The organism is Saccharopolyspora sp. SCSIO 74807 (genome assembly GCF_037023755.1).
Taxonomy (GTDB): domain Bacteria; phylum Actinomycetota; class Actinomycetes; order Mycobacteriales; family Pseudonocardiaceae; genus Saccharopolyspora_C; species Saccharopolyspora_C galaxeae.
Map to the genome: position 1 here is coordinate 4,569,445 of NZ_CP146100.1, position 22,994 is coordinate 4,592,438.

General features: G+C 71.2%; 18 protein-coding genes. 11 read left to right on the forward strand and 7 right to left on the reverse strand.

The features are described 5' to 3' along the window. Window positions 1–8 precede the first annotated feature (8 nt). Both V1457_RS20915 and V1457_RS20920 read right to left on the reverse strand, forming a co-directional pair. Window positions 9–206: a ferredoxin gene (locus V1457_RS20915; RefSeq protein WP_200070539.1), complete on the reverse strand. Its 198-nt coding sequence runs from the start codon at window positions 204–206 to the stop codon at window positions 9–11. Between the two features lie 8 nt (window positions 207–214). Next, the gene (locus V1457_RS20920; RefSeq protein ID WP_200070538.1) at window positions 215–1,420 is read right to left on the reverse strand and encodes a cytochrome P450; all 1,206 of its coding nucleotides are present in this window, start codon (window positions 1,418–1,420) and stop codon (window positions 215–217) included. Window positions 1,421–1,539: 119 nt separating this feature from the next. On the opposite strand from V1457_RS20920, the gene V1457_RS20925 reads away from it, so the two are divergent. The 5 genes from V1457_RS20925 (at window position 1,540) to V1457_RS20945 (ending at window position 7,108) form a co-directional block, all read left to right on the forward strand. Next, window positions 1,540–2,178 carry a helix-turn-helix domain-containing protein gene (locus V1457_RS20925; protein ID WP_338596203.1) on the forward strand — a complete coding sequence of 213 codons (639 nt, stop codon included), beginning with the start codon at window positions 1,540–1,542 and terminating at the stop codon, window positions 2,176–2,178. Between the two features lie 607 nt (window positions 2,179–2,785). Then, entirely contained in the window at window positions 2,786–4,288 is a 1,503-nt protein-coding gene (locus V1457_RS20930; RefSeq protein ID WP_338596205.1) for a helix-turn-helix domain-containing protein, read from the forward strand. Between the two features lie 117 nt (window positions 4,289–4,405). Continuing rightward, on the forward strand, window positions 4,406–5,320 hold the full coding sequence (locus tag V1457_RS20935; protein ID WP_295139758.1) for an SAM-dependent methyltransferase: 915 nt from the start codon (window positions 4,406–4,408) through the stop codon (window positions 5,318–5,320). 98 nt (window positions 5,321–5,418) lie between these two features. Next, on the forward strand, window positions 5,419–5,865 hold the full coding sequence (locus tag V1457_RS20940) for an SPW repeat protein (protein WP_295139756.1): 447 nt from the start codon (window positions 5,419–5,421) through the stop codon (window positions 5,863–5,865). A 322-nt stretch (window positions 5,866–6,187) separates the two neighbouring features. Continuing rightward, complete coding sequence (locus V1457_RS20945) at window positions 6,188–7,108, forward strand: AEC family transporter (protein ID WP_295139754.1); 921 nt, start codon at window positions 6,188–6,190, stop codon at window positions 7,106–7,108. A gap of 115 nt (window positions 7,109–7,223) precedes the next feature. Here V1457_RS20945 and V1457_RS20950 read toward each other — a convergent pair whose 3' ends face one another. Then, window positions 7,224–7,940, reverse strand: a complete 717-nt coding sequence (locus V1457_RS20950) for a dienelactone hydrolase family protein (protein ID WP_200070537.1) — start codon at window positions 7,938–7,940, stop codon at window positions 7,224–7,226. A 289-nt stretch (window positions 7,941–8,229) separates the two neighbouring features. Here V1457_RS20950 and V1457_RS20955 point away from each other — a divergent pair, with 289 nt between their 5' ends. Then, on the forward strand, window positions 8,230–9,222 hold the full coding sequence (locus V1457_RS20955) for an ABC transporter substrate-binding protein (protein ID WP_233627507.1): 993 nt from the start codon (window positions 8,230–8,232) through the stop codon (window positions 9,220–9,222). A 64-nt stretch (window positions 9,223–9,286) separates the two neighbouring features. Here V1457_RS20955 and V1457_RS20960 read toward each other — a convergent pair whose 3' ends face one another. The 3 genes from V1457_RS20960 to V1457_RS20970 form a co-directional block, all read right to left on the reverse strand. Then, a complete protein-coding gene (locus tag V1457_RS20960; protein ID WP_338596210.1) occupies window positions 9,287–10,159 on the reverse strand; it encodes an SAM-dependent methyltransferase in 873 nt (290 codons plus the stop codon). Between the two features lie 111 nt (window positions 10,160–10,270). Continuing rightward, window positions 10,271–11,131, reverse strand: coding sequence for a helix-turn-helix transcriptional regulator (locus V1457_RS20965; RefSeq protein WP_200070535.1), 861 nt, complete (start codon window positions 11,129–11,131; stop codon window positions 10,271–10,273). Window positions 11,132–11,283: 152 nt separating this feature from the next. After that, on the reverse strand, window positions 11,284–11,520 hold the full coding sequence (locus tag V1457_RS20970; protein WP_200070534.1) for a DUF397 domain-containing protein: 237 nt from the start codon (window positions 11,518–11,520) through the stop codon (window positions 11,284–11,286). Window positions 11,521–11,598: 78 nt separating this feature from the next. On the opposite strand from V1457_RS20970, the gene V1457_RS20975 reads away from it, so the two are divergent. Together V1457_RS20975 and V1457_RS20980 are read left to right on the forward strand one after the other, a co-directional pair. Continuing rightward, window positions 11,599–11,895 (forward strand): hypothetical protein, encoded by a 297-nt coding sequence (locus V1457_RS20975; RefSeq protein ID WP_200070533.1) that lies wholly within the window; start codon window positions 11,599–11,601, stop codon window positions 11,893–11,895. 400 nt (window positions 11,896–12,295) lie between these two features. Further along, window positions 12,296–13,576: an MCE family protein gene (locus V1457_RS20980; protein WP_338596214.1), complete on the forward strand. Its 1,281-nt coding sequence runs from the start codon at window positions 12,296–12,298 to the stop codon at window positions 13,574–13,576. A 15-nt stretch (window positions 13,577–13,591) separates the two neighbouring features. Here the strand turns inward: V1457_RS20980 and V1457_RS20985 are convergent, their stop codons facing one another. Next, window positions 13,592–14,674 (reverse strand): AraC family transcriptional regulator, encoded by a 1,083-nt coding sequence (locus V1457_RS20985; RefSeq protein ID WP_295146242.1) that lies wholly within the window; start codon window positions 14,672–14,674, stop codon window positions 13,592–13,594. 99 nt (window positions 14,675–14,773) lie between these two features. Here V1457_RS20985 and V1457_RS20990 point away from each other — a divergent pair, with 99 nt between their 5' ends. The 3 genes from V1457_RS20990 (at window position 14,774) to V1457_RS21000 (ending at window position 22,843) form a co-directional block, all read left to right on the forward strand. Further along, window positions 14,774–16,648 carry an AMP-dependent synthetase/ligase gene (locus V1457_RS20990; RefSeq protein ID WP_338596216.1) on the forward strand — a complete coding sequence of 625 codons (1,875 nt, stop codon included), beginning with the start codon at window positions 14,774–14,776 and terminating at the stop codon, window positions 16,646–16,648. A 240-nt stretch (window positions 16,649–16,888) separates the two neighbouring features. Beyond that, window positions 16,889–19,201, forward strand: a complete 2,313-nt coding sequence (locus tag V1457_RS20995) for a molybdopterin-dependent oxidoreductase (RefSeq protein WP_338596218.1) — start codon at window positions 16,889–16,891, stop codon at window positions 19,199–19,201. Window positions 19,202–19,507: 306 nt separating this feature from the next. Beyond that, the gene (locus V1457_RS21000) at window positions 19,508–22,843 is read left to right on the forward strand and encodes an arabinosyltransferase domain-containing protein (protein WP_407074706.1); all 3,336 of its coding nucleotides are present in this window, start codon (window positions 19,508–19,510) and stop codon (window positions 22,841–22,843) included. The last annotated feature ends 151 nt before the right edge of the window (window positions 22,844–22,994 follow it).

The following is a 22,994-nucleotide window of genomic DNA, read 5'->3' on the forward strand; positions in this document are numbered from 1 at the left end:
CCGCCGCTTCAGTCCTGCTCGAGCGAGAGCGCCTGCGCGGGACACACGTCGACCGCCGTGCGCACCGCCTCCGCGGTCTGCTCGGTGGTGCGTTCGGTCAGCAGCAGGACCGTGCCCTCTTCCTCGTCCTGGTCGAACACGTCGGGCTCGGTGAGCACGCACTGCCCGGCCCCGACGCACCGGTCCGTGTCGGCGATGATCCGCATGTTCCCTCCTACCAGGCCACCGGCAACCGGTGCAGCCCGAAGATGTTCGCATCGTTCTTGAACGGTAGCTCGGACACCGCGGCGTCCAGCCGCAACCCGGGAATTCGCCGGAACAGCGTGTCGAACACGATCCGCAGTTCCGCGCGGGCCAGGTTCTGCCCGAGGCATTGGTGCGGCCCGAAACCGAACGCCAGGTGGTTGCGGGCGCCCCGCTCGACGTCGAGCTCCTCGGGCCGGTCGAACACCTCGGCGTCCCGGTTGCCGGACAGCGCCAGGCCGATGACGCCCTCGCCGGCCTGGATCAGTCCGCCGCCGATCTCCACGTCCTCCAGCGCGACCCGGGAGGTCGCGAACTCCGCGATCGTGAAGTAGCGCAGCAGTTCCTCCACGGCGCCCGGGGTCTTGCCCGGATCCGCGGTGATCGCCGCCAGCCGTTCCGGGTTCTCCAGCAGCATCAAGGTGCCCAGCGAGATCATGTTGGCGGTGGTCTCGTGGCCCGCGATCAGCAGCAGCACCGCCGTCGCGACCAGCGCCTCGACGTCGACTTCGCCGGCCGCGCGCTGGGCGGCGACCTGCCTGCCCAGCAGATCGTCGGTGGGCTGGGCGACCTTGCCGCGGACGAGTGTGTCCAAATAGGACTTCAGATCGCCGATCGCGGAACCGCGCTGCTGCGGGGTCGCGTCCCGGTTGAGCAGCGTGGCGCTGCGGGACTGGAAGAAGTCGTGGTCCGCGTAGGGAACCCCCAGCAGTTCGCAGATCACCAGCGAGGGCACCGGCAGCGACAGCTCGCGCACCAAGTCCGCGTGTGGCGGCCCTGCCAGCATGGCCTCGACGTGCTCGTCGACGATCTGCTGGACGCGCGGCAGCAGCGCGTTGATCCGCCGGACGGTGAATTCGCCGAGCACCGCCCGGCGCGCGGCGGCGTGCTCGGCTCCGTCCATCGAGATCATCGATTTCGGGAACTGCTCGCCCTTGGGCCGTTCGACCTGGAGCGGGAAACCCGGATTGCGGCGGTCCGAGCTGAACCGCGGATCGGCGAGCATCGTCCGGACGTCCTTGTGCCTGGTCAGCACCCGGACCCCGCGGCCGTCCGGCAGTCGGCCGCTGCCGAGGCGGCCCTGCTCGCGAAGCTGCTGGTAGGCGGCGGGCTGGCGGAACGGGCACTCGCGGGTCATCGGGAAGGACGGTGCTTGGGAGGCGGCGGGGTCGGGCATCCCGGCTCCTTATGTGGAGGGAAACAGTCCGGTTACTCTCACCCAGGTTAGCGAAGCGGAGGATTTCCATCCACCTGCGTCCGGGTGAGAAGATCCGCGGCGACGAGGAGGAAGATCCCATGACGTCCGATTCGACAGTGCCGGATACGGCGCTGCGGGCCGACGCCCGCCGCAACCGGATCCAGCTCATCGAGGCCGCGGGCCGCATGTTCGCCGAGCACGGCCCCGACGTCGCGATGGAGGAGATCGCCCGCGCGGCCGGGGTGGGCATCGGCACGCTCTACCGCCGCTTCCCGGACCGCGAGGCGTTGATCCGCGGCGTCTGCCAGGACAACTACCGCCAGGCGCTGGACGAGGCCCGGCTGGCGCAGCAGGACGAGCCGACCGCGTGGCAGGCGCTGGTGCGGATCGTGCGCCATGTCCGCGCGTTGCAGCTGAGCGTGCACTTGGCGTTGGTGTCGCCGAAGGTGCACCGGATCATCACCTCCGACGAGCTCAGCGCGCGTTCGCGTGCGGAACTGCTTCGCCTGCTCGACGAGGTGGTGCGGGACGCGCAGCGGGAAGGCACGCTGCGCCGCGATGTCGGCACCGGCGACGTGGCCATGCTGTGCTCGCTGCTGCTGCGCGAGAACCTCAACCACGAGTTCGGTGGCGACGGGCGCGAGCGGCGGGCGCGGTTGCTGCTGGACGCGCTGCGCACCGGGCCGCCGGAAGGGCTGCCGGGAGATCCGGTCGGGCTGGCCGACCTGGATTTCTGAATGCCTGTCTTAGCGGTCGGCTTGCGTGGGCAGTTGCTTCGCGGAACCTCACCCGCCGGTGGTTGCGTTGCGTAGGTGGGTGGCGGAAGCGGCTGGCGCCGCTTAAAAAAGACCAACACCAGAGCCGAACGTAGGCGTCTCTCCGAGGCGGCCGCCGCCTCCCCGCGGGAGTTCTCCGGTGCCTGAGCCGATCGCCCGAGCTTCCGGGGTAGCAGACTCGCGGGCGCATGAGCTTTCCGGAGGTCGCCCGCGGGGAGCGGTCACGAGCCCGGCGGCGGCGCGGTGTCGCCGGGTTCGCGGTGCGGCTGGAACGGCTTCGGCCGCACCCCCAGATCGGCCGAACCCGCTTGCTCTCACGTGGTGGCTCAACTTAGGGCTGCCGATGGCGCGCGGGAAGTTCATTCTTGCCCAATCGGGCCGCGCGGCGGTAAGAAATTGCCCGGTCGCGCTGTTCAGCGGCGGTTCGCCGGAAAATGATCTAGTTCGGCGGCGGGTCGTTCGACCATAGCTCTGCGGAGGCGGAAACGTCACGGACCACCGCCCGGCGGGTTCGATGATCAACACGACGCCGGTGTGCGGTAGGTTGCCGCGGCGGAGACAGGTGCGGGTGCGTGAAGTGATCAATTGCGATTCGGGTGCGTCGGCGGCCGAACAGGCCCCCGAAGCGGCACGACCGGAGGTCGAGCAGCTGCGCGGGCTGCAGGCCGACGCCGCAGCCCCCGGCGGCTTGGCGCTGGTGCTGCGCCGGCTCTCGAGGTTCGTCGGCGGTCCGGCTGCGCTGCTCGGCCCCGACGACCGCTCGGTGCCGGAGACACCTGCGGTGGACCCGGACCTGTTCGCGGCAGTGCGCGAAGACCTCGGTCGCATCCGGGCGGGCGGGGCCCGCTCGATCACGTTGCACCAGCGCGACCGGGTGGTCTCCGCGCAGCTGGTCGGTGAGCAGCCGGATGCGCCGATCCTGCTGGTCGCGGCCGAGGAGACCGCGCTGCGCAGCGCCGGTGAGCTGATCACCGACGCCGCCCGGCTGCTGTGGCTGCGCTGGCGGACCGACTCGGCCCGCGGCGCGCTGCGGCGCGTCGACGACTCCGTGACGGCGATCCGCGAGGTGGTGCTGCACCTGCTGATGCTGGGCCGCCAGGACGACGCGCAACGGGTCGCCGACACCCTGCGGCCCCGCCTCCCGGAATCGGTGACGGTGTGCGTGATCGAGTCCGCCGTCTCGGCCCGGGACGCCGTCGTGGCGCGGATCAGCGAGGCCACCGGTGACCGGGCGTGGATCGTGCGCTGCCCGGTCTACGTCGAGCACACCATCGTGCTCGCACCGGGCGACCGGCCGGACGGCGCGGTTCGGCAGGTGCGCGGGCTCGCCGCCGAGCAACCGGGCGTGCGCGCCGGGGCCAGCCAGGTCGTGCCGTTGCACGACGTCGGCACCGGTTACGCGCAGGCGTTCCACGCGCTCGCGGTCGCGCGCAACGGTTCCGGAACGGTCGAGGTCTTCACCGCGCAGCGCGACCTGGTGAGCTTGCTGGGCCCGGCCGCCCGGGCGTGGGCCGAACGCACCCTGTCCGGCCTGCTGGACTTCGAGCCGCGCCGCGCGCAGGACCCGGACTCCGGCGCGCTGCTGAGCACCCTCGGTTCGTGGCTGAACTTCGGCACCGGCGCCGCCCGCCAGCTCAAGATCCACCGCAACACGCTGACCGCGCGGATGCGGCACGTCGAACGCATCCTCGGCAGCGACCTGCGGGACATCGGCACCCAATCGCGGCTGCACCTGGCACTGCAACTGCTCGGACCGCCGCGCGGGCTGCGCGCCGCCGACGACGGCACCGAGCTGCTCGAACTGCTCACGACGGCGGAAGTGCGCGCCTGGGCGCACCGCCAGCTGGCGCCGCTGCTGGCCGCGGAGGGGCATCTGCTGGCGACGCTGCGGGCGTGGCTGGACGGCGACGCCCGGCTGGAGCCGGCCGCAGCGACGCTCGGCCTGTCGGTTCCCGCGGCGCGCAAACGCCTCCTGCGGATCGAGGGAGTGCTGGAGCGGTCCCTGCTGCACGGCCCGTCGGCCCGGTACGAGCTGTACTTCGCCTTGCACATCAACGACTCCCCGGACTGAGCGCGCCGGGCCGCGCGACGCCACCCGCTGGGAGGCACCCGGTTGGGCCGCTCGGCCGTTGTGCCCGAGTACGCCGCAACCGAACCTCGATGCAGGGGGCGGCGAGGGGAGCGCGCGATGGCACAGGGGGACGAACTCACCGGACGGCAAACGCAGCGGCCGCAGGCCCGGGAAACCGGCCGCGTCCCCGCCGCGCGAAGAGCGGTGCACGACCGGCGCGGAACCCCGGATGTCCCGTCGCTGCAAGCGATCCCAGGCGTGGACGTCACGCACGCCAACCCGGCGCGGATGTACGACTACGCGCTGGACGGCTCGCACAACTTCAAGATCGACCGCGAAGTGGCGGACGCGGTGTTCGCCGTGCTGCCCACCGGCCCCGCGGTCGCCCGCGCCAACCGGGCGTTCTTGCGCCGTGCTGTCGAACATTGCACCGAGGCGGGCATCGACCAGTTCCTCGATCTCGGCTCCGGCATCCCCACCAGCGGAAACACCCACGAGATCGCGCAGGCCCGCAATCCGGGCGCGCGCGTCGTCTACGTCGACAACGAGCCGGTGGCCGCCGCGCACACCAGCCACCTGCTGGAGCGCAACGACCGGGCCGCGATGGTGCGGGCCGATCTCCGCGACCCGGCCGCGGTGCTGGAGGCGGAACCGGTGCGGCGGCTGCTCGACTTCACCCGGCCCGTCGCGGTGCTCATGGTCGCCGTGCTGCACTACATCGGCGACGACGAGGGCTTGCCGGACCTGCTGGCGGCCTACCGGTTGCGCTGCGCAGCGGGCAGTCGCCTGGTCATCTCGCACACCACGCAGGACCGCAAGCCCGAGGTCGCCGGTGCGCTGCGCGACGTGCTCGCACGCGCGGGAACCGAGGTGACCCACCGCGATCGCGGTGCGGTGCGGGAGCTGTTCACCGGCTGGCGGCTGCTCGAACCCGGCGTGGTGTGGACCCCGCAGTGGCGCGCGGTGCCCGCACCGGGTGAGCGACCGGCGGACTCCGAGACCTGGTGCGGAGTGGCCGAACTAGGCCTTTGAGCACGCTGCGCATCCACCCGGCTGCAGTACGTTTCGTTCGCTCGTGCACGGAAACCCGGTGGTTGTCTGACACGGGACCGGACAGGAGGTGAGCGGCCGTGGCGCAACGTACCTCGCAGGAAGGATCGATGCGGGAACATCCGGATGTCCTGGACATGCAACGGCAGTTCGGGTCATCCCTGGGGTCGCCGCAGACGGTGCTCGGGGACGGGCTCTTGGCGCTGGCCGGGGTGTGGACCGCGATCTCGCCGTGGGTGCTCGGGTTCAGCCTGACCAGCCCGGCGATGCGGAACCAGGACCTGATCATCGGGCTGGTGGTCGCGGCCATCGGGCTCGGCGTGACCGGCATGGCCGAGCGGGGCGGCGGGTTGAGCTGGGTCGCCGTGCCGCTGGGCATCTGGCTGATCATCTCGACCTGGGTGGTGCCCTCGATGGGGCCCGGCATCGGGTTGATCTGGAGCAACGTGGTGGCCGGTGCGGTCATGATCCTGACCGGTGCCAGCGTGGCCGGGTTGGCGTTCATGAGCAAGCTGCGCGCGAAGTGACTCCCGGGTGCCGGGCACGCCCCGGCACCCGACCAAGAACCCGACGGCACGACTGGCAGCAGTGGCACGACCAAGAGCAGGGCCTTCGCCGAGCACGCGGGGAAGTCGATTCGAGTGGGACCGGTCCGAGCGGCCGGTCCCACGACTTTGTGCGGTTGCGAGCCCGCTCGGCGGCGCGCGGGAGATCGACGACGGGCCGGTTTGAAGCCGCGCGCATGAGATAGCTCATCGAGCGACCCACCCGACTGGTTCGCTCGGCTAACCTCCCGTGGCGATTCAGGCGTTCTCCGCCGCGGCCGCGGAGGGAAGGATCGGAGCCCGCGTGACAGGAGTGATCACCGGGTTCTCCGTCATCGCGGCCATCATCGCCGTCGGCTACGCGCTGGGATGGCGCGGCTCGCTGGGCGAGCAGGGCCAAGAGGTGCTCAGCAGGCTGGCCTTCTCGGTGGCCACCCCGGCACTGCTGTTCACCACGCTGGCCGGCGCCGACCTGTCCGTGCTGGTCTCGCTGCCGCTGGTGATCACGGCGCTGAGCACGTTCAGCACCGCGGGCACGTTCATCGCGGTCGGCGTGCTGCGGCGGTGGGACATCGGCCGGACCACGATCGGCGCGCTGTGCTCCAGCTACGTCAACTCCGGCAACCTCGGCATCCCGATCGCGGTGTACGTGCTGGGGGACGCGTCGCTGGTCGCGCCGGTCCTGCTGCTGCAGCAACTGGTCATCACGCCGATCGCGCTGGCGGTGCTGGACCTGTCCCGCCCCGGCGCGCGCGGGCCGTGGTGGTCGCGGCTGACCGCTCCGCTGCGCAATCCGGTGGTGATCGGGTCGCTCGGCGGGGTCGCCGTCGCCGCGACCGGCTGGCAGGTGCCCGGTGGCCTGTTCGACCCGATCTCGCTGCTCGGCGGGATGGCGGTGCCCGCGGTGCTGCTGGCCTTCGGGATCTCGCTGCGCGGCAGCAACCCGCCGGGCCGCAGCCCGGAGCGGGGCGTGGTGTTCCTGTCGGTGGCGTTGAAGTCGGTCGGCCAGCCCGCCGTGGCGTGGCTGCTCGGCGCGCTCGTGTTCGGCCTGAGCGGCGCGGTGCTGTTCGGCGTCGTGGTGACCTCTGCGCTGCCGGCCGCGCAGAACCTGTTCACCTATGCCGCGCGCTACGAGACTTCGATGACGCTGGCCCGCGAGTCGGTCCTGCTCTCCACGATCCTGGCCGCCCCCGTGATCGGAGTGGTCGCCGTCCTGCTGGGCTGACGAGCTCTCTTCCCGCACACGCCCGGAATTCCCGAGCGAACGGACCGGTGGCCCAATCTGTTGGGACCAACGGTCCGTTCACTCGGAAACGGCGTTGCCGGCAGCGGTGCGCGAGTCAGGGACGCGTCGTGGTGCGCACGAAATCGAGGGCCTGCGGCCAGGACAGCTTGTAGGCGGTCGCGTTGACCTCCTTGTCCTGCCTGCCGCGGGCGCTGAACCCGTGGTCGGCACCCGGGTAGTTGTGCACGATGCTGGCCCCCGTTTCCCGGCCGTTGAGCGCGGAATCGAGCGCGTCGAAGCTCTCCCGCGGCACGAGGTGGTCCGCACCCGGGTACAGCATCATCACCGGCGCCTGGATCCGGGCGGCGTGCTCGGCGGCGTCCAGCGCGTGGTTCGCGGCCGGCGGGATCGGCACCGTCGGGTGGTAGGCCACCACGTTCGCCAGCCGCTGGTCCCGGCCGCCGAGCAGCAGCGCGAAGCGGCCTCCCATGCACCAGCCGATGACACCGACCCTGGACAGGCCGAGTTCGTCGAACATGTGCGTGAGCAGGCGTTCCAGCTCGGCAAGCACCGTCTCGTCGTCGAGCCGGCCCATCAGCTCGAACAGCTTCTCGTGCGCGGTGTCGTCGGCGTTCGGGCCCTGCCACGGGTCCCAGGACAGCGCGGTGACCCCGGTGCCGACCAGGTCCGCGGCGAACTCCCGCACCTGCTCGCTGACACCGGTGACCATCGGCAGCAGCAGCATGCCCGCACCGCCGTCGTCGTCCGGCCGGGCGAGGTACACGCGGGAGGAACCGACGCTGGTGAACTCAGCGGTGATCGTTTCAGCCATGGCGCCACCATATGCGCCGTCCCGGCACCCGCGCCCAGCCGGGAGCGGACGTTCGGGCGTGCGCACCCGATTCCCAACCCGTTGGATCGGGTTTACCCCGGGATCTCCGGCACCTACGGTCCTCGCATGCCGCACCGGCCGATGCTCACCACTCGGGAGCACGTCGACCTCTCCCGGGTCTGCGCCGCGCGCTGTCCGCGCTGACGCCCCGGTCCCGCTTCACCTCATCCCGCGCTCCGCCGTTCGGGCGCGGCCGGCGCGCGTGCGCGCCCGATCCCCGGAGGAGTGCATGAGCACCTCGCGACGCTCGTTCCTGTCCGCGCTGACCGCCGCGCCGGTCGCGCTGAGCCCGATGTTCCTCGCGGCGTGCGGCGGCGATCCGGCGGTGCGCGCGGACGGCAGCGTCGACCTCAGCAAGGTCACGCTGACCGTCGGCGACCAAGCCGGGATCCAGCAGTCCCTTGTGGACGCCGCGGGCGTGCTGGGCGACGTGCCGTACCAGCTGCGCTGGTCCCAGTTCGCCGCCGCTTCGCCGCTGCTGGAGGCGTTGCGCAGCGGCGCCGTCGACATCGGGTTCGCAGGCGACGCGCCGACGCTGAACGCGCTCGGCTCCGGAGCCGACCTGAAGATCGTTTCGGCGACCCGGGCGCAGCGCTCGTTCGGGCAGGCGATCCTGGTGCCGCCCGGCTCGCCGATCAGCACCGTCGCCGACCTGCGCGGCAGGACCGTGTCCCCGACGACGCCCGGCAGCGTCGGGCACTACCTGCTGCTCAACGCGCTGCGCGAGGCCGGGCTTTCCGGGCGGGACGTGCGGATCAGCTTCCTCGAGCCGGTCAACGCCAGTGCCGCGCTGAGTTCCCGGGCGATCGACGCTTGGTCCACATGGGACCCCTACACCGCGGCGGCGCAGGTGGAGCAGGGCGCCACCATCCTGCGTGACGCGCGAGGGCTGTCCTACGGGCTCAGCTTCATCAACGCCTACCAAGAAGCGCTGGACGACCCGGCGCGCCGCGCGGCCATCCGCGATTTCATCGCCCGCTACAACCGGGCTCTGGAGTGGGCGCGGGCGAATCCCGCGGCGAACGCGCGGGTTTACGGCGAAGTCAGCCACCGCGGGCCGGAGGTAGCCGGGCTCGTCGCGCAGCGCCAGCAGCGCGTCGGCGGACCGGTCGACGGCCGGGTCGTCGGGCAGCTGCAGGAGATCGCCGACAACTACGAGCGGTTCGGCGTGCTGCGCGAGCACCTCACGATCGCCGAACACGTCGACACCGGGCTCTACTGACCCGCCCGCTCCGCTCGCCGGAGGGGCCGGGGCGCTGCGCTGCGAACCCCGGCCCAGGTGCGGATCAGCGCAGCGGCTTGCGGCCCACGCCCGCCCAGATCGCGGCCTCTTCCGGCGCCGCGAGGTCCAGGTCCGGGGTGTAGTTCGGGCTGCGATCCTCCGGGTGCCACTCCGAGGTCCAGGTCATGCCCGGCGCCAGCATCTCGAAGTCGCCGAAGAACGACCGGATCTCCTCCTGCGAACGCCAGATCACCGGGCTGGTGGAGCGGTCGTACATCTTCTTGATGCCGACCAGCTTCTCGTCCATTTCCGGCAGCACGCCGTCATCGGTGACCTGCGAGATCGCCAGGAAGGAACCGGGCGGCAGCAGCTCGCGGTAGCGGGCCATCACCTGCGGGGAGATGTCGGTGCCCTCGGGGCCGAGTTGCTGGACGTGCAGCACCGCGATCAGCAGCACCGCGATCGGCTCCTCCAGGTCCAGCACGCCGGTCTCGATGGCGCGCTGCCAGAGCTTGTCCGGGTTGCGGAAATCGGCGTTGATCACCGCGTGCCGGTCGGTGTCGCCGTCGGTCTCCAGCAGGACCTGCGAATGCGCGACGGCCACCGGCTCGTGGTCGACGTAGACGACCCGCGATCCCGGCTCGACCTCGTCGGCCACCGAGTGCGTGTTGCCCATCGTGGGCACCCCGGAGCCGATGTCGATGAACTGGTGCACGCCCTGCGAGACCAGCCGCCGCACCGCGCGGTGCAGGAAGAGCCGGTTGTTGATGGCGATCGGGCGCAGCAACGGGTACTTCTCCAGGACGCTTTCCCCGAACGCGCGGTCGATCGCCCAGTTGGCGTCGCCGCCGAGGTAATAATCGTAGACCCGCGCGACGCTGGGCTTGCTCAAGTCCGCTTGCTGCGGGGGGAACGGGTCGTCGTCCACATCGCTCATTCGCATGGTCCTTCATTCACGACCGGGTGATCTTGGGACGCATAGTAGTCCTCCGGACGCCGGTTGTGACGGGCGCCCGGGCGGAATTAATCCCAACCGTGATGCTCCCGGTCAGAAGGACATCTTCGAGCGGAACTCCGCGGCCAGTCCCTGCAGGAACTCCACCGACTCGTTGACCTCGAGCGCGGCGCCGCGCAGCCGGTCCCAGGAGTCGACGAACAGCTCGAAGTCGCTCTCGTCGTCCAGGTAGATCCCGCCGGCGGCGTGCTCGATGAACACGAAGTCCTTGGTGGCGTCGGAGAAGCGCATCATCGTGAAGTCGTTCGGCACGAACGCCAGCCGCACGTCGAACGGCAGCACGTGGATGAACACCCGCGGATAGCGCTCGCCGAGCTCCAGCAGGTGCTCGACCTGGTCCAGCGCCACCGGCGGGTTCGGCCCGCCCGGGATCCGGCGGAACGCGGCCTCGCCCAGCACGAACCGGTAGTACGGCGGGCGGTCCAGGTCGAAGACCTGCTTGCGGTCCTGCCGGTTGCGCACCAGCGATGTCACGTCGGTGGCCCGGTCCTCGCTGAACTGCGTGAGCATGTAGTGCTCGGACTGCAGCGGACCGGGGATGCGCTCGCCGTGCCAGCTCAGGATCTCCCCGGCGGCCGGTTCGAGGTCGGTGAAGGTGCGGAACCAGTGCGGCACCGCCGAGCGGTAGCCGGACCACTGGCCGCGCTGGCCTGCGCTGCTGCGCGCCAGCTCCAGCATCACTTCGGCTTCGGTGTCGCTGGTCTGGAACGCTTCCAGCATCGACTTGAGCTCGGCCTGCTTGACCGCGACGGTGCCGGACTCGATCTTGTTGACCTTGCCCTGGCGGCACCCGAGCAGCTCGGCGACCTCCTGCTGCGTCATGCTCGCAGCGATCCGGGCTCGCCGGATCTCGTTGCCGAGCTGTCTGCGCCGCGACGTCACCGTGCTCGGCACTCGGACTCCCCGATCTTCGTTCGCTGACCCGACAAGCAGATCATGGTAGCCGAGGGCGGTGGGCGGGACCGCCCACCGGGCCCGGTGCCTGAATTGCCCCGAGATTCACCCTTCAGGGGAATAATCGACCCGGGGCAACCGGACGATGGTGATCACGGCAGGTCGAACGCCCCGGTGCGGGCCGCCGACAGGAAAGCCCGCCACCGGCGGGCGTCGAAGACCAGGACTCCGTCGTCGATGTTCTTGCTGTCCCGGACTCCGATCGGGCGACCGGCGCCGAGATCGTTCACCTCGACGCAGTTGCCGCCGTTGGGGCCGCAGCGGCCGGCGGAGATCCAGCCGTGCCGGGGGAAGTCCGGGGTGTGCGTTGTCGCGTTCGGGGTGTGCACCTCGCGCCCTCCTTGGGTCGACTCGACAACAAGATTAATCGTTCACTAGGATTAATCTCAACAACGGAGGGAGCAAAGATGCCCAGCGTTGCCGAAGGCTCCGCACGTCCTCGCCGCGCGCCCGCTGCTACCGGGTCCGACCAGCGCGTTTGGGTGCTGCGCAGGCATGTCCGCGTCTCGCTGCGCGAGGCGCACGCGATCACCACCGTCGACTGGGACGCCGGGGTGGCGCGGACCGCTTGCGGGCTCGCGCTACGGCCCGAATCCATCGCCGATGTCCCGGAGGGCGGTTGCATGCCCTGCGTGACGTGCGTGGCGGCCACCCCGATGCCGACCTCCGAGTCCAGCGACCCGGAAATCGACGAGCGGCGCTGAGCGCAGACCGGCCGTGCGTGCGGTTCGTCGCCGGACGCTCGACCGCTACCGGCACCCGACCGCGGCAGGCTCTCGACCACAGCAGGTCCTCGACCGCGGCAGATCTTCGACTGCAGCAGAGACTCGACCGCGGCAGGGACTCGCATCCGTCCGCGAGCCGTCCGGCCGCCGGGGGCATCGCATCCGGACGATTCGCCGACCGCTGATCTGTCCGGAAAGCTCAATCGACTGACCGGCGATGTCATGACCTAGATCACTCGTACGACTTAGCGTTCTCGTCTGTCCGGCGTCGCGCCGTGCTCCACAAGGCGGACGACCGGTGCGGCCCTTGGCGCGGTGGCGTTCGCACGCCCGCTGCGAGGGCCGCGGTACGACGGGGTACGAGCTGACGGCGGTCCGGATGAGCAACACGAGCACCCGCGCTACGGTGCGGCGGAGAATCCTGGGGTTAGCGCTGCTGCTGTGCGGGGCGCTGTTCATCGTCCTGACGGTGGCGACGTATCAGCGCGCGTTCACCTCCAGCACGGACGTGGTGTTGGAGGCGGCTTCGACCGGGAACCAGCTGTTGCCGGACTCGGACGTGAAGGTGCACGGCATGATCGTGGGCCGGGTGTCCGAAGTGGAGCCGACGCGCAACGGCTCGGCGGTGCACCTGGAGTTGGAGCCGGACAAGGCGAAGTTGTTGCCCGCCAACGTTTCGGCGCGGCTGCTGCCGCGGACGTTGTTCGGTGAGCGGTACGTGTCGCTGGACACGCCCGAGGATCCGGCGGGCCGGTTGCAGGCGGGGGATGTGATCTCGCAGGACCGCACGCGGGCGTCGGTGGAGCTGGAGCAGGTCCTGTCGGACACGATGCCGGTGCTGGAGGCGATCCATCCGGCCGAGCTGGCGACGACGCTGAACTCGCTGAACCACGCGCTGGAGGGCCGGGGCCAGTCGATCGGCGACACGATTTCGCGGTTGAACTCCTACGTGTCCGAGTTGAATCCGTCGTTGCCGGATCTGCAGGCGAACCTGCGCGAGGTGGTCGGGGTCGCGGAGACCTACGAGCAGGCGGCGCCGGACGTGCTGCAGGCGTTGGGCAACCTCTCGACCACGGCGCGGACGCTGGTGGATCAGCAGCAGAACCTGCGGACGCTGACCTCGCAGCTGACCACGACGTCGGGGGACGCGACGAAGTTCTTCGAAGCCAACGGCCAGAACCTGATCCGGTTCGGCGAGACCTCCCGGCCCACGCTGGACGTGCTGTCCAAGTACTCGCCGCAGTACCCGTGCCTGCTGCAGAGCGTCAGCGGGATCGTTCCGCGGGTCAACGAGGTCTTCGGCGCGGGCACCGACGAACCCGGTGCGCACATCAAGCTGGAAGTCGTGCCGAACCGCGGTGCGTACCAGCCGGGCGAGGACGAGCCGCAGTACTCCGACCAGCGCGGGCCGCGTTGCTACGACTATCCCGGAACCCGGCCGCAGTACCCGCCGGACGGCCCGATCGAGGACGGTTCCACGCCGCCCGCGGCAGGCGGGACGCCGGACTCCGGGCTCGGTCTGATCAACTCGCCGCAGGAGCGCAACGCCGTGTCGAGCACGCTGGCGCCGTCGATGGGCGTGCCCGCGCGCGAGGTTCCGCAATGGGGCTCGATGCTGGTCGGGCCGGTGTTGCGCGGTGCCGAGGTGGAATACCGCTGATCCGCGAGGTCCGGTTCACGACCGGCGGCGCGCGTAGGCCATCGGGGTGCTGCCGGTCCACCGCTTGAAGGCGTGGATGAAGCTGGCCGCTTCGGCGTAGCCGAGCCGGATCGCGATGTCGTCGACCGACAGCGTCCCGTCCCGCAGCATCCCTTCGGCCAGCGCCGAGCGGACTTCGTCGCGCACCGCCTGGAAATGCGTTCCCTCCGCGTGCAACCGGCGGTGCAACGTGCGGGCGGTGGTGTGCATTCTGCGGGCCACGTCCTCCATGCTCAGCCGGACCCCGTCCGGTGCGAGCAGTTGTTCGCGGACGTGCTTGGCGAACCCGGCGCGCTCGCGGCGCTCGGCGAGCAGGTCGCGGCACTGCGCTTCGCACATCGCCAAGGTGTGCGCGTTGGCCTGCGGCAGCGGGTGGTCCAGCAGCGCCGGATCGAGCAGCACCACGTCGGCGGAGCTGCCGAACTGCGGGGCGGTGCCGAAAAGTTGCTCGTACTCCGCGACGTCGGCGGGCTCCGGCAGCGACAGCTGCACGCCGCGCAGCGGGATCGGCTGGTCCAGCAGCTCCCGGATGATCGTGTAGATCGCCGAGAGGTCCCGCCCGAGCAGGAACTCGCGCACATCGGCGGGGATCGCTCCGGTGTCCAGCTCGACCCGCAGCGCGCCGTCGCGCATCCGGATGCGCGGGATGCAGAACGCGAAGCTCAGCTCCAGGTAGCGCAGCGCCACCGCGATGCCGTCCCGCACGGTCGGGCTGCTGATGAACGCGAACCCGAGGATGCCGTAGGCGGTCAGGTGGTACTGCAACCCCGCCCGCATCCCGAGGTCCGGGTCGTCCGGCAGGGCCGCGACCAGGTTGCGCACGATCCGCAGCTCCTGGTGCGCGTCCACGGACCCGTTCGGGTCCTCCAGCTCAACCTCGGTGAGCCCGGTGCCGCACAGCAGCGACTCCGGCGGCACCCCTTCGGCGGCGGCGAACCGGGTCAGCAGCTGGGCGCTGGTCGTGCTGCGCGGGAAGTCCCAGTCGCGCACGACCGGGTCCGGGATCGCGGGACGGGTGTTCTGCTCGGAGGGTTGCGCGGTGTCGCTTCGTTGCGGCATGGCCGGAAGTATCAATCACTTGACCGCCGGTGTCATAGCCCGCACGGCCGATCGGCTTAACGTGATCGGAACAGATCGGATGTGAGCGAGGAGGCGCCGATGACGCCGGTGCAGGCCGAACGCGCGGAGATCGAGGCGGCGATCGCGGGCCGCACGGTGCCGGACCTGCTCGCCGACATGGCGCGCGATCGCCCGGACGAGCAGGCCTTCTGCTCCGAGTCGCAGACTTGGACGTGGTCGCAGGCGCACGGGCAGGTGCTCGGCGTGGCAGCGGCGCTGCGTTCGCTGGGGGTGGGCTCCGGTGACGTGGTGGCGCTGATGGCGAGCAACCGGCCGGAACACGTGCTGGCGGACCTGGGTGCTTCGGCTGCGGGCGCGACGACCACGACGCTGTATTCCACGCTGGCGCCGGAGCAGATCCGGCACGTGCTGGTGGATTCCGGCGCGAAGCTCGCGGTCGTGGAGGGCGAGGACGCTTGGCGGCGGTGGGGCGCGGTGCTGGGCGAGCCTGCCGAGCTGGGTGAGTCGGCGGAGCGGGACGAGTCGGCGGAGCAGGGCGAGTCGGGGGAGCAGGGCGAATCGGCGGAGCTGGACGTGCTCGTCGCGCTCGACGTCCCCGGCGCACCGGCACCGGCGGGTTTCGGCGGCCGGGTGCTGGACTGGCAGGACTTCCTGGAACTCGGCGCGGAGCCCGAAGCACCTGGCGACCGGCCGGACCCGGGGGACACCGCGGTGCTGATCTACACCTCCGGCACGACCGGCCGCTCGAAGGGCGTCCGGCTCAGCCACCGCGCGCTGCTCTACGAAGTCGAGGCACTGGCCCGGGTGGCCGGATTGCCGGACCAGGTGGTGAGCCTGTCGTACCTGCCGCTGGCGCACGTGGCCGAGCGGGTGCTGTCGGTCTACCTGCCGCTGCGTTGCGGTGGGCGTACGCACTTCTGCGCCAGCGTCAAGGAACTGCCGCAGCGGCTCCCGCAAGTGCGCCCGACGATCTTCTTCGGCGTCCCGCAGGTCTGGGAGAAGCTGCGCGCGGGCATCGAGTCGAAGCTCGCCGAGCAGGGCGGATTGCGCGCTCGCCTCGGCCGCTGGGCGTTGCGCGCAGGAACCGCCGGTGCCGAACCGGACGCGACACGAGGCCGGAAGGCGTTGGCACGCCTGGCGGATCGCGCGGTGCTGCACCGCATCCCGGCGGCGTTGGGGCTGGACCGGTGCGCGGTGCGCGCGGTCGGTGCGGCGCCGTTGCCGCCGGGACTGGAGCGGTTCTTCGCGGGAATCGGGCTCGGGTTGACCGGGGTTTACGGGCTCTCGGAGACCTGCGGCGCCGCGGTGATGCACCGGGCGGACGCCGACCGGTCCGGAACGGTCGGCTCGGCGATGCCGGGCGTGGAACTGGAACTGGCCGAGGACGGCGAGGTGCTGCTGCGCGGGCCGCTGTGCACGTCCGGCTACCGCAACCTGCCGGAGGCGACCGCCGATCTGTTCACAGTGGACGGTTGGTTGCGCACCGGCGACCTCGGGCGACTCACCGCGGACGGCCAGCTCAAGATCACCGGCCGGAAGAAGGAGGTGATCGTCACCGCGGGCGGCAAGAACATCAGCCCGGTCGCGGTGGAGTCGCTGCTGGTGGAGCACCCGCTGGTGGGGCAAGCGATGGTGCACGGCGACGACCGCCCGCACCTGGTGGCGCTGCTGATGCCGGACCCGGACGAGCTGGCGCGCTGGGCCGGCGCCCGCGGGCTCGCCGCGGCAGGGCGCGAGCAGCTGCTGACCGATCCGCGGTTGCGCGCCGAGTTCGCCGGTGCCGTGCGGGCGGCGAACGCGAAGCTCGCCAGGGTGGAGCACGTCCGCTCCTGGGGCCTGGCCGCGGACGAGTGGACCGAGGAGGCCGGTGAGCTCACGCCGACCCGCAAGATCCGCCGCAAGGTGCTGACCGAGCACCACCGCGAGCAGCTGGACGGGCTCTACCAGGCGTGACGCTCCGCGCGTGACCGGCTGACGATGCGACGGCGCCGCGCGGCGCCGCACCGGAAGTCGCCGCACCGCCTCGCCGCAACCGCCGGAAGATCGAACGCGCCCCGAGCCGGCGCTCCGGAATCGGCGCGCCCGAGGCAGCGCCTCTGCACCAGCTCCTCCGGTCCCGTGCCGCGGACCCGGCGCCTACCGGCACCCGCGGCCCAGCCCGGCCCCGCACCGAGCACAACTAGATTCGGCGGCATGAGTTCCTGGCGGTCCACGACCTCGCACTGGGGTGCCTACCGCGCCCGCGTCGACCCGGACGGCGCGCTGGAGATCGGCCCGCACCCGGCCGATCCGGCCCCGTCCGAGCTGCTCGGCAACGTCGCGACCGCGGTGCACCACGCCACCAGGGTCGAGCGCCCGGCGATCCGGCGCGGTTGGCTCGAAGGCGGCGCCGGTCCCTCGGATCGACGCGGTCGCGAGGAGTTCGTCTCCGTGGGCTGGGACACCGCGCTCGACCTCGTCGCGGGCGAGCTGCGCCGGGTCCGCGAACGGCACGGCAACGAGGCGATCTACGGCGGCTCCTACGGCTGGTCGAGCGCCGGGCGCTTCCACCACGCGCAGTCCCAGCTGCACCGCTTCCTGAACACCATCGGCGGCTACACCGCGTCCCGGAACACCTACAGCTTCGGGACTTCATCGGTGCTGCTGCCGCGCCTGGTCGGAGACGCGGGCACGTACCTGCACCGCGGCGAGAGCTGGCAGACCATCCGCGAGCACACCGACCTCGTCGTCGCATTCGGCGGTATGCCGCCGAAGAACGTGCAGATCAGCCCGGGCGGTGTCACCGAGCACAGCACGTCGCGGACGCTGGCCGATTGGGATTCCCGCGGCGTGCAGCTGGTGGTGGTCAGCCCGCTGCGCAGCGACCTGCCGGACTCGGCGCGGACCGAGTGGCTGCCGGTGCGCCCGGCCACCGACGTCGCGCTCATGCTCGGCATCGCGCACACGCTGCTCACCGAGGGGTTGCACGACGAGGAGTTCCTCGCCCGCTGCACGGTCGGCTTCGACCGGTTCGCCGACTACCTGCGCGGCGCGGACGGTCCGGAGCGGGACGCGGAGTGGGCCGCCGGGCTGTGCGACGTGCCCGCCGACGAGATTCGGGCGCTGGCCCGCCGGATGGCCGCAGGGCGCACCTTGGTGACGGTGAGCTGGTCGCTGCAGCGCATCGAGCACGGCGAACAGCCGCTGCACGCGGGCCTGGCGCTGGCGGCGATGCTCGGTGGAATCGGACTGCCGGGCGGCGGATTCGGCCACGGCTACGGCTCCAGCGGCGACGTCGGCGACCCCGGCCCGCTGCTGCCGCTGCCGACGTTGGCGCAGGGCACCAACCCGGTCGAGACGTTCATCCCGGTGGCGCGGATCGCCGACATGCTGCTGCACCCCGGCGAGACCTACGACTACGACGGGCAGCGGCTGACCTACCCGGACATCCGCGCGGTGTACTGGGCGGGCGGCAACCCGTTCCACCACCACCAGGACCTCAACCGGCTGCGGCGGGCGTTCCAGCGGCCGGACACGGTGATCGTGCACGAACCGCACTGGACGGCCACCGCGCGGCACGCCGACGTCGTGTTGCCGGTGACGAGCACGCTGGAACGCGCGGACATCGGCGCTGGCAGGCGGGACACCAGGCTGATCGCCATGCACCGGGTGCTGGATCCGGTCGGGCGGGCCCGCGACGACCACGACATCTTCGCCGCGCTGGCCGAGCGGCTCGGTACCGGTGCGGCGTTCACCGAAGGCCGCACGTCGCAGGAATGGCTCGAACACCTCTATTCGGACTGGCGGGACCGGATGCTGGAGCAGGGCCACGAGGCGCCGGCGTTCGCCGAGTTCTGGGCGGCGGGCGAACACGTGCTGCCGCAACGCGACCGGCCCACCCCGCTGGCCGAGTTCCGCGCGGACCCGTCAGCGCATCCGCTGGCCACGCCCAGCGGCCGGATCGAACTGCGCTCCGCGACCATCGCCGGATTCGGCCTGCCGGACGTGCCCGGGCACCCGGTGTGGCGCGAACCGGCAGACGGTCTGCACGACGCGCGCCTGCCGCTGCGGCTGATCGCCCACCAGCCGCGTACCCGGCTGCACGGGCAAGGGGACGTCGGCGCGCTCAGCCGCTCGTCGAAGATCCGGGGCCGCGAGCCGCTGCGCCTGCACCCGGCGGACGCGCGCGGCCGCGGCATCGCCGACGGCGACGTGGTGCGCGTGTTCAACGACCGCGGCGCTTGCCTGGCCGGAGCACTGCTGACCGAGGACGTGCTGCCCGGCGTCGCGGTGCTGGCGACCGGGGCCTGGTACGACCCCGTGGACCACCCGGGGCAGCCCGGCGGCTCCTGGTGCGTGCACGGCAATCCGAACGTGCTCACCCCCGACCGGCCGACCTCGGCGCTGTCGCAGGGCTGCGCCGGGCAGCAGACCCGCGTGCAGGTGGAGCCGTTCGAGGAAGAACCACCGCCGCTGAACCACGACCGGCCACCCCGGATCGCCGCGGAAACGCCCGAGAGCGGCTGAACGAACGCCGCCCTGGCATTTCCCCGCGCCCGGTATCGCCGGTGTTGCCGCGAAACAGGACTTTCCCGCGGCAACGCCGACAAGCCGCGGCGAAGATATCGGTGCCGATCGCGCGCATCGGCATCACACCGGGTGATCATGGCTGGCCGCGGCGCGGGCGGAGCCCGGCGAAACCGGAAATCGAACTGCGATGCGACGTCATTCCGGTCACCGGTTGATCACAGGACACTGAGAAGAACCTGAGTTCGTTCGTCGATTCCGGCGGCCGCTTCGTCGAGCCGTGTGGCGCCTCCAACACGACGGCCAATGCTCCGCCGAGCCCGCAACGGCGGCGACTATTCTCCGGGCGTGCTCAATGCGGAGAAAGATGACACCGATCAGGCGACGGCGGATTCCGCGCCGCCCTCGGAGGCCGCCGCCGAGAGCCGCCCGCGCCGGCCGCTGCGGCGGCTGAAGCTGCTGGCGACGCTGTTCGGCCTGCTCGGCACCGTGCTGTCGCTGGCCGTGCCGTTCCTGCCGGTGACCCACGAGATCACCACGCTGCGCTGGCCCACCGCCAGCGGCACCACGCCGGTGTCGGCTCCGCTGGTCACGTTCTCCCCGGTCTGGCTGGACGCCCAGATCCCGTGCTCGAGCGCGCAGGACCTCGACGCGCGCACCAACGGTCCGGCGACGCTGCTGAGCACCAACCCGCCGGACTCCGACTACGGCAGGCTCACCGGGCTGACGCTGCAGGTCGACAACGGCCTGATCACGCTGCTGACCCAGGGCAAGCAGATCAACACGGTGCCGATCCCGGCGGGCGGGTGCGCGCTGGACCTGCATTCCGACGCCGTCGGGTTCAAAGCCCGCGTCGGGGACAACGTGCTCACCAACATCGCCGGTGATCACCGTCCACAGTTGACCGGGATCTACTCGGACCTCAACGCGCGCACCGACCAGGTCGACGGGCTCTCGTTCGAGGCCCAGGTGGACAACCGCTTCGAGAGCTCGCCGACCGCGCTGAAGCTCGCGGTGATCGCGCTGGCGCTGGTGGCCTTCGTCGCTTCGGTGGTGTGCCTGCGCAAGCTGGACACCCGCGCCGGGCGGCGACCACCGCGCTGGGTGCAGCCGGGATGGTGGAAACCGACGCTGCCGGACGTCGCGGTGATCGGCTCGCTGCTGATCTGGTGGCTGATCGGGGCGATGAGCTCCGACGACGGCTACACGATGGCGATCGCACGAGCGCGTGAGAGCGCGGGCTACATCAGCAACTACTACCGCTGGTTCGCCAACCCGGAAGCGCCGTGGGGCTGGTTCTACGAGGTCTACGCGCTGTGGGTGAAGGTCTCCACGGCCATTCCGTGGATGCGGCTGCCCGCGCTGCTGATGGCGCTGGTGAGCTGGATGCTGATCAGCCGCGAAGTGCTGCCCCGGCTCGGCCAGCAGGTCCGCCGCAGCCAGGCCGCCGGTTGGGCCGCGGCCGCGGTGTTCCTCGCGTTCTGGCTGCCGTACAACAACGGCCTGCGCTCCGAGCCGGTCATCGTGGTGTTCTCGCTGGCCGCGCTCTGCGCGGTCGAACGCGCGGTGGCCACCAGCCGGTTGATGCCCGCCGCGCTCGGGCTGGTCGTGGCAGCGCTCGCGGTCGGTGCCGGGCCGCACGGGATCGTCGCCGTGCTGCCGTTCGTGGCCGCGCTGAAACCGCTGCTGAAGCTGCTGGGCAGGCGGGTGAAGGAGTTCGGCTGGCTACCGGTGCTGGCGCCGATCTCGGCGGCCGGGTTCGTGGTGCTGAACCTGCTGGTGTGGGACCAGACCTGGCAGACGATCTCCGAGGCGACCTCGCTGAAGATCGACCTCGGGCCGAGCGAGAAGTGGTACCAGGAGCTGAACCGCTACAACATGCTGTTCAGCCCGATCCCGGACGGTTCGCTGACCCGCCGGTTCCCGGTGCTGCTGGTGATCCTCTGCCTGGTGACCTGCGCGGTGGTGCTGCTGCGGCGCAACCGGATCCGCGGTGCCGCGCTCGGGCCGAGCCGCCGCCTGCTGGCGGTGGCGGGCATGTCGTTCGTGGCGCTGGCGATGACGCAGACCAAGCACACCCACCACTTCGGGATCTTCGCGGCCGTCGGTGGCGCGCTGGCCGCGCTGACCGCGTTGGCGACGAGCACCACCGTGTTGCGCTCGCGGCGCAACCGGGCGGCGTTCTTCTCCGGGCTCATGGTGATCTGCGCGTTCTCGGCCACCGGGCCGAACGCCTGGTGGTACGTGTCCGGGTGGGGAGTGCGCTGGTCCGAGGAAACGCCGAAAATCGGCGGTTACGAGGCCAGCACGCTGCTGCTTGCGGTGGCGCTGATCGCGGCGATCATCGCGTTCGTCGAGCACGTGCGGGCGGACAAGCGGCTCGCGCCGCCGGGCGGGGTGGAGCACCGCAGCCGCGCGCTGCGCCTGGGTACCGCGCCGTTGTCGCTGTTGTGCGCGTTGCTGATCCTCAGCGAGCTGGCCGCGTTCGGCGCGGCGGTCGAAAAGCGCGCCGGTGGCTACAGCCTCGGCGGGGACAACATCAACGCGATGACCGGCGGCAGCTGCGGGCTGTCCGACTACGTCTACGCGGAGACCAACCCGCAGGCCGGGATGCTCAAGGTCGCCGACAAGCAGCCGGCGAAGGCGGCTCCGGCGGTCGATCCGGACGTGCCGGTGCCGTCGAACCGGCTGGAGGGCGAGGAATCGCCCGAGGACTACCTGAACGCGAAGCTCACCGGCTTCAACCGCTCCGGCCTGCCGCCCGGCAACGGCACCACCACCGAAGAACCGGACTGGAAGCCGCCGTACCAGTTCGGCGGGGACAACGCTCCGGTGTGGGGCAGCTACACCCAGCGCGGCACCGGCGAACTGCGCACCCAGTGGTACGACGTGCCGCAGCGCGCGGCCAGCGGTGAAGTGCCGATCGTGCTGGCGATGGCCGGCATCGAGGGCGGGGCCAACTCGCTGGCGGTGGAGTTCGGCAAGGACAGCCCGGAGGGCTTCCAGATCACCGACCGTCGCTACCTGCTGCAGCCCGGCGGGCCGAACTGGCGGGACAAGCGGCTGGTCGTGGACGGCAAGGCCGAGGGCACCACGAAGATGCGCATCGTCGCCGTGGACCAGTCGGTGTCCCCGCGCGGCTGGCAGGCGGTCAGCGCACCCCGCGCGCCGCAGCTGACGAACATGACCGACGTGGTCGGCGACAGCCCGACGTTCGTGGACTGGTCGGCCGCGTTCGTGCACCCCTGCCTGCAACTGTCCGGTCTGAACAACGGCATCGCCGAGATGCCGCGGTTCCGCGTCGCGGGCGGTGCGGGCGTGCGCGCCATCGGCCAGGGCTGGTCGTCGCCGGACAAGGGCGGGCCGTTCGGCTGGATGAACGTCACCGCGAGCATGCGGGAACTGCCGACGTACATGAAGGACGACCTCAACCGCGATTGGGGCACGCTGTACGCGGTCGACCCGTACGAACCGAGCGCACTGCCCGCGGAGGCGGCGATGCGCACGCACCAGGAAACCCATTGGGGCACCTGGACGCCCGGCCCGCTGCCGCGGACCGTCTCGCTGCCCGGCGACGTGCCCAGTTCCGACGACCGCAACGACATCCGGCCGCTGGACGCGGGCACCGGCAGCGACAACTAGCGCCGCGCGCGAGGGCGCGGACTGATCGCAGCTAGAGGACCGTTCGCCCATCCGCATTGGGCGAACGGTCCGTTCGTTCCACGGACGATCGCTCCCGGCGGATGACGCTCGCGCGCAGTCCGAGTGAACGGCCTGTTCGTCCAGTCTATTG